The following is a 13,532-nucleotide window of genomic DNA, read 5'->3' as shown; positions in this document are numbered from 1 at the left end:
GAACGGGGGTGCGGCCCTCGCCGTTCTCCGCCCGGGACATCGCCGGAACTCAGGTTGAACACAGGGTTCCCCCAGCCGACCGGGACAGGATCGGTACATGTCCGCCACCGCCGGGTACCGAACCGGCCGCGCCCGCGTCATCGTCGTCGACGAACCCGCTCTCACCGAAGTGCTCCGCGTCGCCGTCACCGAGGCGGGCCGGCGGCCGTGTACGGCGCTGGACGGACGGAGTGCGCTGAACGCCGCCCGTGGCCGCGCGCCGCGGGCCGTGGTGTTCGACGGGACGTCGCCCGGCCTGGACGGCCCGGGGGTGCCGCGCCGGCCGCACCCGATGTGCCACGGGAACCCGCGGCTGACGGTGCTGACGCTCGCCGCCCCCGACGGGGTGGAGGCGGGCGCCGACGACTGCGTGACCAAGCCCTTCTCCTTGGAGGGGGCCGTGCCGCGGCTGCGCCGACCGCAGCGCCGCACCGGGGCCGAGCACGGCAGCGGCGACGACTCCGGCCCGCGGCGGCCGCACTCCGTCCACGTCCTGGGCGACCTGGTCCTGACCGACCCGCGCCAGGTGCTGAGCAGGGCCCGAATCCTCGACCACGTGTGGAGCAGCGCCTTCGACGGCGACGGCAACCTCGTCGAGGTCTGCGTCTCCGGCCTGCGCCGCAAGCTCGACAGGGGTCGGGCGCCGGTGATCCACACCGTGCGCGGACTCGGGTGCGCCATCGGAGCCGCGGAGGACGGGAGATGAGCGCCCGGCGACGCATCCGCTCCTTGCGCACCCGGCTGCTGGTGTTCGTCGGCGTCACCCTCGTCGCCGTGTGCGCCGCGATGGCGCTCACCACGGCCGTCGTCCAACGCGCCTATCTGATGGGCGACCTCGACGGCCGCGTCACCGACGCCGCCGCGCGCAGCCTCGGCGGGGCCGCGCTGGACCCGGGGGACGAGGACGACCTGGGCTTCCTCGACGAGAACGGCCACCCCGCCGGCCTGCTCGCGGCCCGCCTCGACGACAACGGCACGATCCTCTCCGCCGGGGTCGTCAGCCAGGACGCCGCCCCACGAATCCTCACCGCCGAGCAGACCGCAGCCCTCGCGGACCTCGCGACGGACGGCTCGAAGCACACCCGGACCGTTCCCGGCCTCGGCACCTACCGGGTCACCGCGGTCGAGAGCGGCGGGATCCGGGTCCTCACCGGGCTGCCCATGGACGACGTCCGGCACATGATCGGCGTACTGGCCGCGGTCGAAACGGCCGTCGCGGCCGCCGGGCTCACCGTCGCCGGCTGCGTCTGCGCCGTGGTGATACGACGGCAACTGCGCCCCCTCGGCCGGGTCGCCGCCACCGCCGCCGAGGTCTCCCGCGCACCGCTCGGCCACGGCGAGGTCACCGCCCTCACCCGGGTGCCCGAACGGGACACCGACCCCGGCAGCGAGGCCGGCCAGGTCGGCGCCGCGCTCAACCGGATGATCGACCACGCGGAGTCCTCCCTCGCCGAACGCCGGCGCACCGAGGAACGCATGCGGCGATTCCTGGCCGACGCGAGCCATGAACTCCGTACGCCCCTCGCCTCGATCGCCGGATACGCCGAGCTGATGAACCGCGGTAACGGCCGGATCGAACCGGTGCTGGCCTGGCGCCGGGTCTCGGCCGAGTCGGCACGGATGACCGGCCTGGTGGAGGATCTGCTGTTGCTGGCCCGGCTGGACGAGGGCCGCCCCTTGCAGTCCACCGAGGTGGACCTGGCGGCGCTGGTCGCCGAGGCGGTGTGGGACGCGCGGGCGGCGGGCGACGACCACGACTGGCAGCTCGAACTCCGCCTGGACGCACCGGCGTCGGTGACCGGCGACGAGGCCCGGCTGCACCAGGTGGTCGCCAACCTGCTGACCAACGCGCGGATGCACACGCCCGCCGGCACCCGGGTGGTGGCGAGCGTCGAGTCCACCGACTCCCGCCGCGTGATCCGCGTCCGCGACGACGGCCCCGGCATCCCGCCCACCCTTCTGCCCACCGTCTTCGAACGCTTCACCCGAGCCGACACGTCCCGCTCCCGCGCGGACGCCAACTCGGGTGGCGCGGGGCTGGGGTTGGCCATCGTGGCGGCGATCACGACGGCTCACGGGGGCCGCATCCAGGTGGAAAGCGCCCCGGGGCGTACCGAGTTCACGATCGAGCTGCCGGCGGTGGGCGAGGCGAGCGGGGTGGTTACGGGGCGCCCCAGACCGGCGTCGGTATAAGGGGTCAGGGCCAGAAACCCGCCGCAGCATCGGCCCGAGCCCCCTACCCTGACCGGGTGACCCCGCCGCCCTCCACCGATCTCCTCCGCCGTGCGCTGGCCGCCGACACGGACCCGCCCCTGCACCCACTCCCCGAGCAAGTGGTACGGCTGCTGCGGGAGTTGGATGCACCGCCGCGCCTCGCGGCCCATCTGCGGGCGGTCCACGACGTGGCGCACCAGCTCGTCGACTGGATGGCGCGGCGGCACCCGGCGACCCGGTTCGACCGGGACGCCGTACTCTTCGGCGCCGCCACGCACGACATCGGCAAGGCGACGCACGTCGCCGAACTCTCCGGCCCGGGCTCCGCGCACGAGGAGGCCGGCCGCCGCCTGCTGCTGGCCCATGGCGTCGACGCGGGACTCGCCCGCTTCGCCGCCACCCACGCGAGCTGGACCCTGCCGGACATCGGGATCGAGGATCTGCTGGTCAGCGTGGCCGACAAGGCCTGGAAGGGCAAACGCGTCCCGGCCCTGGAGGACCTGCTGGTCCGCAGGCTGGCGGAGGCGAGTGGGCGGACGGTGTGGGAGGAGTTCCTCGAACTCGACGACCTGCTGACCGCGGTGGGGGAGGACGCGGAGGCCCGGCTGGCCTTCCAGGCCTCGTGTCCGGTGTGATCAGAAGCCGATGAGCGCGTCGAGGTCGATCTCGACGGGGAACGGCAGCTCGGTGACGAGCTTGTCGTGGTGCACCGGGTGCGACGGTGCGGGGAAGTACGCGAGGGTGTCCGCGTTCAGCCAGTACTCGTGGACCGCGAGCCTTTGGTCCCGGTCCAGTTCGACGCGCCAGTAGTAGGGGACCTTGTGCGCGGCGAAGAGGGCGACGCATGCGCCAGACGTTTACAACTGCCCCCCACGGCGCTAACTTCCGGTCAGGTGGGGTGGGAGCGCTCCCATACGGGCGGACCGGAACCCGCTCGCGGAGCCGCTCCCACCCCCGTCACCCCACACACGGATCCGCACGGCCCGTGCCTCAAGGAACGGACTAGTCTGTCATGATCCTGACAAAAACAGAATCGGCATCGGCGGGACCACGCCGATTAACGCCCCCCACCCGCACCAGAGCCCTCTTCCTCGTCCTGGTCTCCCTGCTCGCCACGATCCCGGCGCTCAGCCTGGTCATGACGACCGGCGGCGAGGCGGAGGCGCACGGTACCCCCATGAAGCCCGCCAGCCGCACCTTCCTGTGCTGGCAGGACGGGCTGACCGACACCGGTGAGATCAAGCCGGTCAACCCGGCCTGCAAGAACGCGCAGGCGGTCAGCGGCACCACGCCCTTCTACAACTGGTTCTCGGTGCTCCGCTCGGACGGCGCCGGCCGCACCCGCGGCTTCGTGCCGGACGGCGAGCTGTGCAGCGGCGGGAACACGAACTTCACCGGCTTCAACGCGCCCCGCGACGACTGGCCGCTCACCCACCTCACCTCGGGCGCGACCGTCGACTTCTCCTACAACGCCTGGGCCGCGCACCCGGGTTGGTTCTACGTCTACATCACCAAGGACGGCTTCGACCCGACCCGGACCCTCACCTGGAACGACATGGAGGAGCAGCCCTTCCTCTCCGTCGACCACCCGCCGCTGAACGGCAGTCCGGGCACGGTCGAGGCCAACTACTCCTGGAGCGGGCAGCTTCCGGCGAACAAGTCGGGCCGCCACATCATCTACATGGTCTGGCAGCGCTCGGACAGTGCGGAGACCTTCTACTCCTGCTCCGACATCGTCTTCGACGGCGGCAACGGCGAGGTGACGGGCATTCACGACCCGGGCGACCCGAACGAGCCCGTGCCGGGCACCTGCACCGCCACCCGGAGGACGACCGGCAGCTGGAACGGCGGCTACCAGTCCGAGGTGACCGTCACCAACTCCGGTGATGTCCCGATGCTCGGCTGGATGGTCGACTGGACGCTCCCGGCCGGTCAGAAGGTCGACAGCCTCTGGAACGGCACCGCGACCTACACCGGCCAGGACGTGATGGTCCACAACGCGAACTGGAACGGCTCCCTGAGTCCGGGGCAGAGCACGACGTTCGGCTACGTAGTCTCCGGCTCCGGCGGTGACAGCGCGACGACCCTGCCCTGCCGGGTCGGCTGATCCCGAGCCCCTCTTGAAGCGGACCCGGTGGACGCGAGAGCCGTGGCGTCCACCGGGTCCGTCAGGGGACAGGTTGAGGGGGGTGATGGCCTGTCCCGGGATGGACAACGTTGCAAGAACGGGGGGTCGGACAACGTTGTCGAGTGGTCTGGACAACACTCTACCGTGTCAACCCCCAACTCTCCCAATCGAGTTGGGAGTCCGGCCGGGCGAGCGGCGTTTACGCAGGTGCCGGGCCCGTCCTCAGCAGCTCGTGCAGCCAGGTCAGTTGGCGACGCACATGCATCGCGTCGCCGCCCTCGTGCCCGTTGAACGGATACGCGTGGATCTCCGTGCGCGTTTCGGTGCTCGTCAGCTCGCCGTAACGGTTGAAGGCGGCGTACGCCCCGCTCGGCGGGCAGACCGTGTCGCGCAGGCCCACCCCGAAATGGGCCGGGGCATGCGCACGCCGGGCGAAGGAGATCCCCTCCATGTGCGCGAGCGTGTGGTACGCGGCCCGCTCGGCGCCCCGGTGCACCGACAGATACGCGGTGATCTCGCCGTAGGGCGCGGCGTCGGTGAGGTCGAGGGCGCGCCGGATGCCGCACAGGAAGGGGGCGGTCACCAGGGCCGCCGCGAGGTCGGGGACGAGTCCCGCGACGGCGAGGGCGAGCCCGCCGCCCTGGCTGTTGCCGGCGGCCGTCACCCGTGCGGTGTCCACGCCCGGCAGCGCGCGCACCGCGGCGACCGCGCGCACCGCGTCCGTGATCAGGCGGCGGTAGTGGTGGTCGTGCGGGGAGAGCAGGCCGCGTACGGCGGGGCCCGGGCCGCCCGGCGCGCTCGCGTGCGGGTCGGGGGTGTCGCCGCCGCAGCCGTACTGGTCGCCCTGGCCGCGGTTGTCCATCAGCAGATGGGCGTATCCGGCGTTCACCCAGGTCAGCCGCTCGTGCGGAAGGCCGCGGCCCCGGCCGTACCCGGCGAACTCGACTACGGCGGGCAGTGGTTCGGGGACTCCGGCCGGTCGGCTGAACCAGGCGCGCACCGGGTCGCCGGCGAAGCCCCGGAAGGTCACGTCCCAGGTCTCGGTGAGCCGCAGTCCGGTGTCCACCGGATGTGCCGACACCAACACCTCGTACTGCGCGGCCTCTTTGAGGGTCGCTTGCCAGAACTCCTCGAAGTCCGGGGGTTCCTGGAGGTCCGGTCGGTAGCTCGTCAGCTCGGTGGGCGGCAGGTCGAACGCGGGCACGGGCACCTCGCAGGAGTCGGTCCTTGTATGGAAACTTGCGGAGATCAAAGTGCCGGACCTTCGTCTTCTACCCCGCCGATGAGGCACTTCAACTCCGTACCTGGGCATCAACTCCTCGCTGTTACACCCATTGACAGCGCTTTCTAACTGCCTCTAAGTTGCCGCGGAGTTACCGGTAAGAGCTCGAAAGTTTCGGTTCAGCGTCGTCCGAGAGGACCGAGCATGAGCACCTCCACCAAGTCGGCCTCCCCGCCCGGCGTCCAGGACCCGCCCGGGTCCGTCTCATCTCCGCCAGCCGCCGCGCGCGGCGGCTGGCGGAGGACGCTGCGCCGCGACTGGCAGCTGTACTCGCTGGCCGTGCTGCCGCTGCTGTTCTTCCTGGTGTTCCGCTATCTGCCGATGATCGGCAATGTGATCGCGTTCCGCCGCTTCGAGCCGGGCGGCTCGATCTTCGGCGAACACTGGGTGGGCCTGCGCTATGTCGAGATGTTCCTCAGCGATCCCACCTTCTGGCAGGTGTTCCGGAACACGCTGTGGCTCGGCGGGCTCACGCTCGTCTTCTGCTTCCCGATCCCGATCGTGCTGGCGCTGCTGCTGAACGAGGTGCGCCGGCGCTCCCTGAAGCGGTTCGTGCAGTCGGTGTCGTATCTGCCGCACTTCCTGTCGATCGTGATCGTCGCGGGCATCACCCTGCAGATGCTCGCCACCGACGGCCCGGTCAACCATGTACTGGGCTGGTTCGGCCACGACGAGATCCGCTTCATCCAGGAACCCGAGTGGTTCCGCACGATCTACGTCGGCTCCGAGATCTGGCAGACCGCCGGCTGGGGCACGATCCTCTACCTCGCCGCGCTCACCACCATCGACGAGGACCTGTACGAGGCCGCCCGCATCGACGGCGCCGGCCGCTGGAAGCAGACCTGGCACGTCACCCTGCCGGGCATCCGCCCGACGATGATCACGCTGCTCATCCTGAACGTCGGCACTTTCCTGGCCGTCGGCTTCGAGAAGGTCCTGCTGCTGTACAACCCGCTGACCTACCAGACCTCCGACGTGATCTCCACGTACGTCTACCGCACCGGCGTGGAGTCCAACAGCTTCAGCTACGCCGCCGCCATCGGCCTGTTCGAGGCGATCATCGGCCTGGTGCTGATCACGTCCGCCAACACGCTCTCGCGCCGCACAGTGGGGACCAGCCTGTGGTGAAGCCGAGCCGTTCGTACCGGGTCTTCCAGGGCGTCAACGGGGTGATCCTCACCCTCGTCGTGGTCGTGACCCTGTACCCCTTCCTCAATATCGTCGCGAGGTCCTTCAGCGGGGAGCGCCAGATCCGGGCCGGTGAAGTGACCCTGTGGCCCAAGGGGTTCAACCTCACCACGTACGAGATCGTGTTCAAGGACTCAATGTTCTGGCGGAACTACGGCAACACCGTCCTCTACACGGTCGTCGCGACCGCCGTCGCCATGGTGCTGACGACCTGTTACGCCTACGTCCTGTCGAAGAAGCACCTCAAGGGGCGCGGCCTCCTCGTCGGCGTCGCGGTGTTCACCATGTTCTTCACCGGCGGTCTGATCCCCAACTACGTCCTGATCACCAGCCTCGGCCTGAAGAACAGCATCTGGGCGATCGCCCTGCCCAACGCGATCAGCGTCTTCAACCTCCTGGTGATGAAGGCCTTCTTCGAGAGCCTGCCCGGTGAGCTGGAGGAGGCCGCACAGATCGACGGCCTGAGCACCTACGGCACCCTGCTGCGGATCGTGCTGCCGCTGTCCAAGGCGGTCGTGGCGACGATGGTGCTCTTCTACTCGGTGTCCTTCTGGAACTCCTGGTTCAGCGCGTTCCTCTACATGGACTCCTCGGATCTGATGCCGGTCACCGTCTATCTGCGCAATCTCATCCAGGGCGCCACCGGCGGCTCCAGTGCCGGTGCCGACACCGAGCAGCTCAGCCAGGTCGGGGCGAACATCCAGGCGGTCACCATCGTGCTCACCGCGCTGCCGATCCTCTGCGTGTACCCGTTCGTCCAGCGCTACTTCGTATCGGGCGTGATGCTCGGCGCGGTCAAGGGCTGACAGCACGTCAATTCCCTTACGGAACAAAGGAGTGTCCGTGAAGAACGCAGGAGAGCTGTCAAGACGTCAGATCCTCGCCGCCGCCGGTTTCATCGGCCTCGCGACCCTCACCGGCTGCGGCAGCGGCGACGACGGCGGGGACTCCAAGGACCTGTCCAAGAAGCGACACGGCGCGATGAAGGACTACCGCTCCGGACAGCAGTTCAAGGCCACCAAGCCGCTGTCCTTCTCGCTCCTGCACAACAACAACCCGACCTATCCGACGAAGAAGGACTGGATGTTCTGGGAGGAGGTCGCCAAGCGCACCGGCATCACCCTGAAGCCGGTCGACGTGCCGCTCGTGGACTACGAGAAGAAGCGCAGCGTCCTCATCGGCGCGGGCGACGCACCCTTCCTGATCCCCAAGACGTACCACCCCTCCGAGGTCGCGTTCGTGTCCTCCGGCGCGATCCTCCCGGTCAGCGAGTACGTGCACCTGATGCCCAACTACCGGGACAAGGTGAAGAAGTGGCAGCTCGAACCCGAGCTGGACTCCATACGCCAGTCCGACGGCAAGTACTACCTGCTGCCCGGCCTGCACGAGAGGGTCAAGTCCGGCTACTCCCTGTCCTTCCGCACGGACGTCCTCGACAAGCACGGGCTTGCCCTGCCCACCACCTGGGACGAGGTGTACGACGTCCTGAAGGCGCTCAGGTCCGAGTACCCCGACAAATACCCGTTGACCGACCGCTGGAGCACCAACACCCCGTTCCCGTGCGGCGCGTTGTTCAGCTATCTCGGCCAGGCGTACGGGGTCAAGGCGGGCTGGACGTACGACAACATCAGCTTCGACACCGGGGCGAAGAAGTTCGTCTTCACCGCCGCGACCGACAGCTACCGCCAGATGGTCGAGTTCATGCGGAAGCTCGTCGCCGACAAGCTGCTGGACCCGGAGAGCTTCACCCAGCAGGACGACCAGGCGGTGCAGAAGCTGCTGGCCGAGAAGTCCTTCGCGATCAGCGCCAACCCGCAGGAGCTGGTGCAGAACTACCGCTACAACCTGGAGAAGCAGGTCAAGGGCGCGAAGATCGAGATGGTGCCGGTGCCGCTCGGCCCGGCCGGCCCGGTGGTGCTCGGCGGCGCCCGGCTGGAGAACGGCGTCATGATCTCCAGCAAGGCCCTCAAGAGCGACACCTTCGTGGCGATGATGCAGTTCGTGGACTGGCTCTGGTACTCCGACGAGGGCCAGAAGCTGTGCAAGTGGGGTGTCGACGGCGTCACCTACACCGCTTCCGGCGACACGTACAAGCTCCAGCCCGGCATCAGCCTCATGGGCTCCGACCCCGACGCGCCCAAGGACCTCCAGAAGGACTACGGCTTCTTCAACGGCGTCTTCACCTACGGCGGCAGCTGGGCCTTGGTCTCCTCCAACTTCAGCCCGGACGAGCAGAAGTTCCAGGACGCCATGGCCCAGCGCGAGCAACTGCCCATCGATCCCGCCCACCCGCTGCAGTCCGTGGAGCAGGAACAGGCGACCCTCTGGGACACCCCGCTGAAGGACCACGCCATCCAGAACACCCTCAAGTTCGTCCTCGGCAAACGATCGCTGTCCGAATGGGACGACTACGTCACCGAGTTGGAGTCCAAGAACATGCAGCAGCTGGTCGACCTGCACAACAAGGCACACGAGCGCTTCCAGCAGGAGAACGGATGATCCGCGTCCCCGGCGAGCCCGTCGGCCGGTTCTCCGACGCCTGGCGGGCCTGCGTCGGCACCGGCCGCGTCGAACTCGCCCTCCGCCGCGACTACCAGGACTCGCTCGCTCTGATCCAGCGCGAGATCGGCTTCAGGTACATCCGCGGACACGGTCTGCTGAGCGACGGCATGGGCGTCCACCGCCCCTACGAGTGGCAGGGCAGCCGGCGCGTCCAGCACTCCTTCACCTACGTCGACCAGGTCATCGACGCCTATCTCGACCTCGGCATCCGGCCCTTCCTCGAACTCGGCTTCATGCCCGGCGGGTTGGCGTCGGGGGAGCAGACGGTGTTCTGGTGGCGGGGCAACGTCACGCCCCCGCGCTCGCACCACGAATGGGCGGACCTGGTCCGCGCGACCCTCCGTCACCTCGTCGACCGCTACGGCCTCGACGAGGTCCGCACCTGGCCGATCGAGGTGTGGAACGAGCCCAACCTGGCCGACTTCTGGGAGAAGGCGGACGAAGCGGCCTATCACCGGCTGTACGAGGTGACGGCGCGCGCGGTGAAGGAGGTGGACGCCGAGCTCCAGGTCGGCGGCCCGGCCATCTCGCCCGGTGCCGACGAATGGCTGGACCGCTTCGCCGAGTTCACCGAACGACACGACGTCCCCGTCGACTTCGTCTCGAAGCATGCCTACACCTCGGGCCCCGCCCAGCATGTGCCGTTCGGGTCGTACCAGACCCTCGCGCCCGCCCTGGGGCTCCTGGACCAGTTCGCCACACCCCGGGAGCGCCTGAAGGGCACTGCGTTGGCCGAACTCCCGGTCCACATCACCGAGTTCAACTCCTCCTACTGCCCCGACAACCCCATCCACGACACCGCCTTCAACGCCGCCTACCTGGCCCCCGTCCTCGCGGGAGGCGGCGACCACGTCGACTCCTTCTCGTACTGGACGTTCAGCGACATGTTCGAGGAGGCCGGCGTCCCGACCTCGCTCTTCCACGGCGGCTTCGGGCTCCTCACCCACCGGCAGGTCAGAAAGCCGACGTATCACCTGTACGCCTTCTTGGCCCGGATGGGGTCCGAGCTGCTCGCCCGGGGGGACGACCACCTGGTGACCCGCCATGCCGACGGCCGCGTCACCGTCCTCGCCTGGGCGCCCGACGACCCCAGCGGCGAGACGCCCGGACCCGAGCGACACCGCCTGCGCCTCGACCTCCCCCTGCGTGCGGCGGAGGCGTTCGTACGCCGGTCCACCGTCGACGAGGAGCACGGCAACGCCCGCACCGCCTGGCAGCGGATGGGCGGCCCCCGCTCGCCCGACCGGCACCGGCTCGACATCCTGCACGAGGCCGCCGAGCCCGCACGCCGGCACCTGCGGCTGCCGGTGGAGGACGGCCGGGTGGACCTGGACCTCACGCTGGCCCGCCACGAGGTGACGCTCGTCGAGGTCAGCCCGGTCCAGGACGAGACACCGGCGTGGGCGGACGAGGGGCGGCTGCTCGGCAGGGACCCCCGATGAGCGCACCCTCCGTGACTTTCGGCGCGGGCCCTCTCTCCCGCGCCGCCGCCCTGATCCACACCCTCGTCACGGTCGAGGCACTGCTGCTCGCGGCCTCCGCGCCGGGCCTGGTGGGGCTGCTCGTGCTGAGCCCGGACCCCTCGAACCTTCCCCTCGCCGCCGTATGCCTCCTCCCACTGGGCCCCGCCCTCTCCGCCGCCGTCTACGCCCTGCACCACCGTGACCGCGACCTCACCGACCTCCACCCGGCCCGCGCCTACTGGCGCGGCTGGCGGCTCAACTCCCTTGCGGTGCTGAGGCTTTGGGCGCCGCTGCTCGGCTGGCTGACGGTCATCGCCTTCACCCTCACCCACTTCTCCGCCACCGGCCTGCCCGGCTGGTGGGCGGTGCTGCTCGGGACCGTGGGCGCCGGCTCCCTCCTGTGGGGCGCGCATGCGCTCCTGCTCACCTCCCTCTTCGCCTTCCGCACCCGCGACACGGCGCGCCTCGCCGCGTACTTCCTGTTCCGGCACGGCCGCGCCACCCTCGCCGCCGCCTCCCTGCTCGTCCTGGCCGGCGGTCTGACCGTCCTGCTGACCGAGGCCCTGCCCGCGCTGCTCGCCGCCCCGCTGCTGCTCTCCCTGCTGCACGCCGGCCGCCCGGTGATCGCCGAGACACAGGAGGACTTCACCGCATGAGCGACAAGATCAGGTACGGCGGTGACTACAACCCCGAGCAGTGGCCGGAGTCCGTCCGGGACGACGACCACCGCCTGTTCGGCCAGGCCCGCATCGACACCCTCACCGTCGGCGTCTTCTCCTGGTCGCTCACCCAACCCGCCGAGGACACCTACGACTTCACCGTCCTCGACCGCATCCTCGACCGTGCGGCCGCGGAGGGCCGCCGGGTCTGCCTCGCCACCGGCACCGCCGCCGTCCCGCCCTGGCTTGCCAGGAAGTACCCCGAGGTGGGCCGCACCGACTTCGAGGGGCGCCGTCACCGCTACGGCCAGCGCCACAACTTCTGCCCGAGCTCACCGGCGTACCGGCGACTCGCGACAGCGATGGCGGGCAGACTCGCCGAACGCTACGCCGAACACCCCGCGTTGCTCGCCTGGCACATCAACAACGAATACGGCGGCACCTGTTACTGCGGCCTGTGCGCCGACGCGTTCCGGGACTGGCTACGGGACAAGTACGTCACCCTCGACGCCCTCAACGACGCCTGGTGCACCACCTTCTGGTCCCACCGCTACTCCGACTTCGCCGAGATCGAACCCCCGAACGCCCTCACCGAGCACTGGCGCGGCCCCGACCACACGGCCTTCCAGGGCACCACCCTGGACTACTTCCGCTTCACCACCGACGCACTGCTCGGCTGCTTCACGGCGGAGAAGGAGGCGATACGGCGGTACGACGCGGACACGCCCGTCACCACCAACTTCATGGGCATGTTCCGCCCCCTCGACTACCACCGCTGGGCACCCCACCTCGACTTCGCGTCCTGGGACAGCTATCCGCCCCTCGACGCCCCGCCCACCTGGCCCGCCCTCGCCCACGACCTGATGCGCGGCCTGAAGGACGGCGCCCCCTTCTGGCTGATGGAGCAGACCCCGTCCACCACCGCCTGCCGCGACGTCAACCCGCTGCGCCGGCCAGGTGAGTTACGCCTCGCCACCTTCCAGGCCGTCGCCCACGGCGCCGACGCCGCCCTCTACTTCCAGATGCGTGCCTCGCGCGGCGCCTGCGAGAAGTACCACGGCGCGGTCATCGGCCACGCGGGCCGCGACGACACCCGCGTCTTCCGTGAAGTGACGGAAATCGGCGCGGAGTTGGAGCTGCTGGGCGGCGCGACCCTGGGGGCCCGCACCCCCGCGCGGACCGCACTGCTCTTCGACTGGGACAGCTGGTGGGCCCTGGAGATCTCCGACGGCCCCTCCCGGCTGGTGAAGTACCAGGAGGTGGTCCACGCCTACTACCGGGCAGCCCGCGAGGCCGGCGCCGACATGGACGTGGTCCCGCAGACCGCCGACCTCACCCCGTACGACGTGGTCCTCGCGCCGGTCCTGCACATGGTCAAGGGCGACCTCGCCGAACGGCTCGAAGCCGTCGCCGCGCGCGGCGGCACCGTCCTGACGACCTTCCTCTCCGGCCGTGTCGACGAGCACGACCGTGCCTTCCTCACCGACGTCCCCGGCCCACTCGCCCCCCTCATGGGCGTCCGCGTCGACGAATGGGACGCCCGGCAGGAGGAGTTCGCCCAGTACATACCGGAGTTGGACACGGAGGCCCGCCTCGTCTTCGAGATCGTGCTGCCAAGGGGCGCCGAGCCGGTCGCCACCTACGGCAACGACTTCTACGCCGGCACTCCCGCCGTCACCCGGCACACGTACGGCGCCGGCGAGGCCTGGTACGTCGCGACCGCCCTCGACCGGCCCGGCGTCGACCGGGTCATCCGCCGGATCCTCGACCGCCACGACCTGCTCGGCCCGTACGCCGACCTCCCGGCCGTGGAGACCGCGACCCGCGTCGCGCCCGACGGCACCCGCCTGCTGTTCCTCCTCAACCACGCACCCGAACCCGCCCGCCTGACGGCCCCGGCCACCGCCACCGACCTGCTGACCGGCAAGCGGTTCCAGGCAAAGGACCCGCTCGTCCTCGACCCGCGAGGCGTGGCCGTCCTGCGCTTCGAGTAGCGG

11 protein-coding genes are annotated in these 13,532 nt (G+C 69.9%); 10 read left to right on the top strand and 1 reads right to left on the bottom strand.

The window, feature by feature from the left end:
• Positions 1 to 97 precede the first annotated feature (97 nt).
• The 4 genes from AB0Q90_RS38405 (at position 98) to AB0Q90_RS38390 (ending at position 4,360) form a co-directional block, all read left to right on the top strand.
• Positions 98 to 745: a response regulator transcription factor gene (locus AB0Q90_RS38405; protein WP_363163965.1), complete on the top strand. Its 648-nt coding sequence runs from the start codon at positions 98 to 100 to the stop codon at positions 743 to 745.
• Positions 742 to 2,232, top strand: a complete 1,491-nt coding sequence (locus AB0Q90_RS38400) for an ATP-binding protein (RefSeq protein WP_363163964.1) — start codon at positions 742 to 744, stop codon at positions 2,230 to 2,232. The genes AB0Q90_RS38405 and AB0Q90_RS38400 overlap by 4 nt, the downstream gene beginning before the upstream one ends.
• Before the next feature lie 56 nt (positions 2,233 to 2,288).
• Positions 2,289 to 2,888 (top strand): HD domain-containing protein, encoded by a 600-nt coding sequence (locus AB0Q90_RS38395; protein ID WP_363163963.1) that lies wholly within the window; start codon positions 2,289 to 2,291, stop codon positions 2,886 to 2,888.
• A 377-nt stretch (positions 2,889 to 3,265) separates the two neighbouring features.
• The gene (locus AB0Q90_RS38390) at positions 3,266 to 4,360 is read left to right on the top strand and encodes a lytic polysaccharide monooxygenase (protein WP_363163962.1); all 1,095 of its coding nucleotides are present in this window, start codon (positions 3,266 to 3,268) and stop codon (positions 4,358 to 4,360) included.
• A 220-nt stretch (positions 4,361 to 4,580) separates the two neighbouring features.
• Here the strand turns inward: AB0Q90_RS38390 and AB0Q90_RS38385 are convergent, their stop codons facing one another.
• Positions 4,581 to 5,585: an acetylxylan esterase gene (locus AB0Q90_RS38385; protein ID WP_363163961.1), complete on the bottom strand. Its 1,005-nt coding sequence runs from the start codon at positions 5,583 to 5,585 to the stop codon at positions 4,581 to 4,583.
• Positions 5,586 to 5,807: 222 nt separating this feature from the next.
• On the opposite strand from AB0Q90_RS38385, the gene AB0Q90_RS38380 reads away from it, so the two are divergent.
• From AB0Q90_RS38380 to AB0Q90_RS38355, 6 genes are read left to right on the top strand one after another with little or no spacing between them, the layout of a single operon-like run.
• Complete coding sequence (locus tag AB0Q90_RS38380) at positions 5,808 to 6,791, top strand: ABC transporter permease subunit (protein WP_363163960.1); 984 nt, start codon at positions 5,808 to 5,810, stop codon at positions 6,789 to 6,791.
• Positions 6,785 to 7,657 carry a carbohydrate ABC transporter permease gene (locus AB0Q90_RS38375; protein WP_363163959.1) on the top strand — a complete coding sequence of 291 codons (873 nt, stop codon included), beginning with the start codon at positions 6,785 to 6,787 and terminating at the stop codon, positions 7,655 to 7,657. Before AB0Q90_RS38380 ends, AB0Q90_RS38375 begins: the two co-directional genes overlap by 7 nt.
• A gap of 37 nt (positions 7,658 to 7,694) precedes the next feature.
• Positions 7,695 to 9,350 carry an extracellular solute-binding protein gene (locus AB0Q90_RS38370; RefSeq protein WP_363163958.1) on the top strand — a complete coding sequence of 552 codons (1,656 nt, stop codon included), beginning with the start codon at positions 7,695 to 7,697 and terminating at the stop codon, positions 9,348 to 9,350.
• Positions 9,347 to 10,855: a xylan 1,4-beta-xylosidase gene (locus AB0Q90_RS38365; protein WP_363163957.1), complete on the top strand. Its 1,509-nt coding sequence runs from the start codon at positions 9,347 to 9,349 to the stop codon at positions 10,853 to 10,855. The genes AB0Q90_RS38370 and AB0Q90_RS38365 overlap by 4 nt, the downstream gene beginning before the upstream one ends.
• Positions 10,852 to 11,532: a hypothetical protein gene (locus AB0Q90_RS38360; RefSeq protein ID WP_363163956.1), complete on the top strand. Its 681-nt coding sequence runs from the start codon at positions 10,852 to 10,854 to the stop codon at positions 11,530 to 11,532. The genes AB0Q90_RS38365 and AB0Q90_RS38360 overlap by 4 nt, the downstream gene beginning before the upstream one ends.
• A complete protein-coding gene (locus tag AB0Q90_RS38355; RefSeq protein ID WP_363163955.1) occupies positions 11,529 to 13,529 on the top strand; it encodes a beta-galactosidase in 2,001 nt (666 codons plus the stop codon). Before AB0Q90_RS38360 ends, AB0Q90_RS38355 begins: the two co-directional genes overlap by 4 nt.
• The last annotated feature ends 3 nt before the right edge of the window (positions 13,530 to 13,532 follow it).

The organism is Streptomyces sp. NPDC079141 (genome assembly GCF_040686775.1).
Classification (GTDB): Bacteria; Actinomycetota; Actinomycetes; order Streptomycetales; family Streptomycetaceae; genus Streptomyces.
The sequence above is the reverse complement of the archived record's forward strand: the minus strand, read 5'-3'. Positions and strand labels throughout refer to the sequence as shown.

Coding starts and splice junctions, on each gene's coding strand:
- AB0Q90_RS38405 (WP_363163965.1), top strand. CDS start 98: ATGTCCGCCACCGCCGGGTACCGAACCGGCCGCGCCCGCGTCATCGTC.
- AB0Q90_RS38400 (WP_363163964.1), top strand. CDS start 742: ATGAGCGCCCGGCGACGCATCCGCTCCTTGCGCACCCGGCTGCTGGTG.
- AB0Q90_RS38390 (WP_363163962.1), top strand. CDS start 3,266: ATGATCCTGACAAAAACAGAATCGGCATCGGCGGGACCACGCCGATTA.
- AB0Q90_RS38380 (WP_363163960.1), top strand. CDS start 5,808: ATGAGCACCTCCACCAAGTCGGCCTCCCCGCCCGGCGTCCAGGACCCG.
- AB0Q90_RS38365 (WP_363163957.1), top strand. CDS start 9,347: ATGATCCGCGTCCCCGGCGAGCCCGTCGGCCGGTTCTCCGACGCCTGG.
- AB0Q90_RS38360 (WP_363163956.1), top strand. CDS start 10,852: ATGAGCGCACCCTCCGTGACTTTCGGCGCGGGCCCTCTCTCCCGCGCC.
- AB0Q90_RS38355 (WP_363163955.1), top strand. CDS start 11,529: ATGAGCGACAAGATCAGGTACGGCGGTGACTACAACCCCGAGCAGTGG.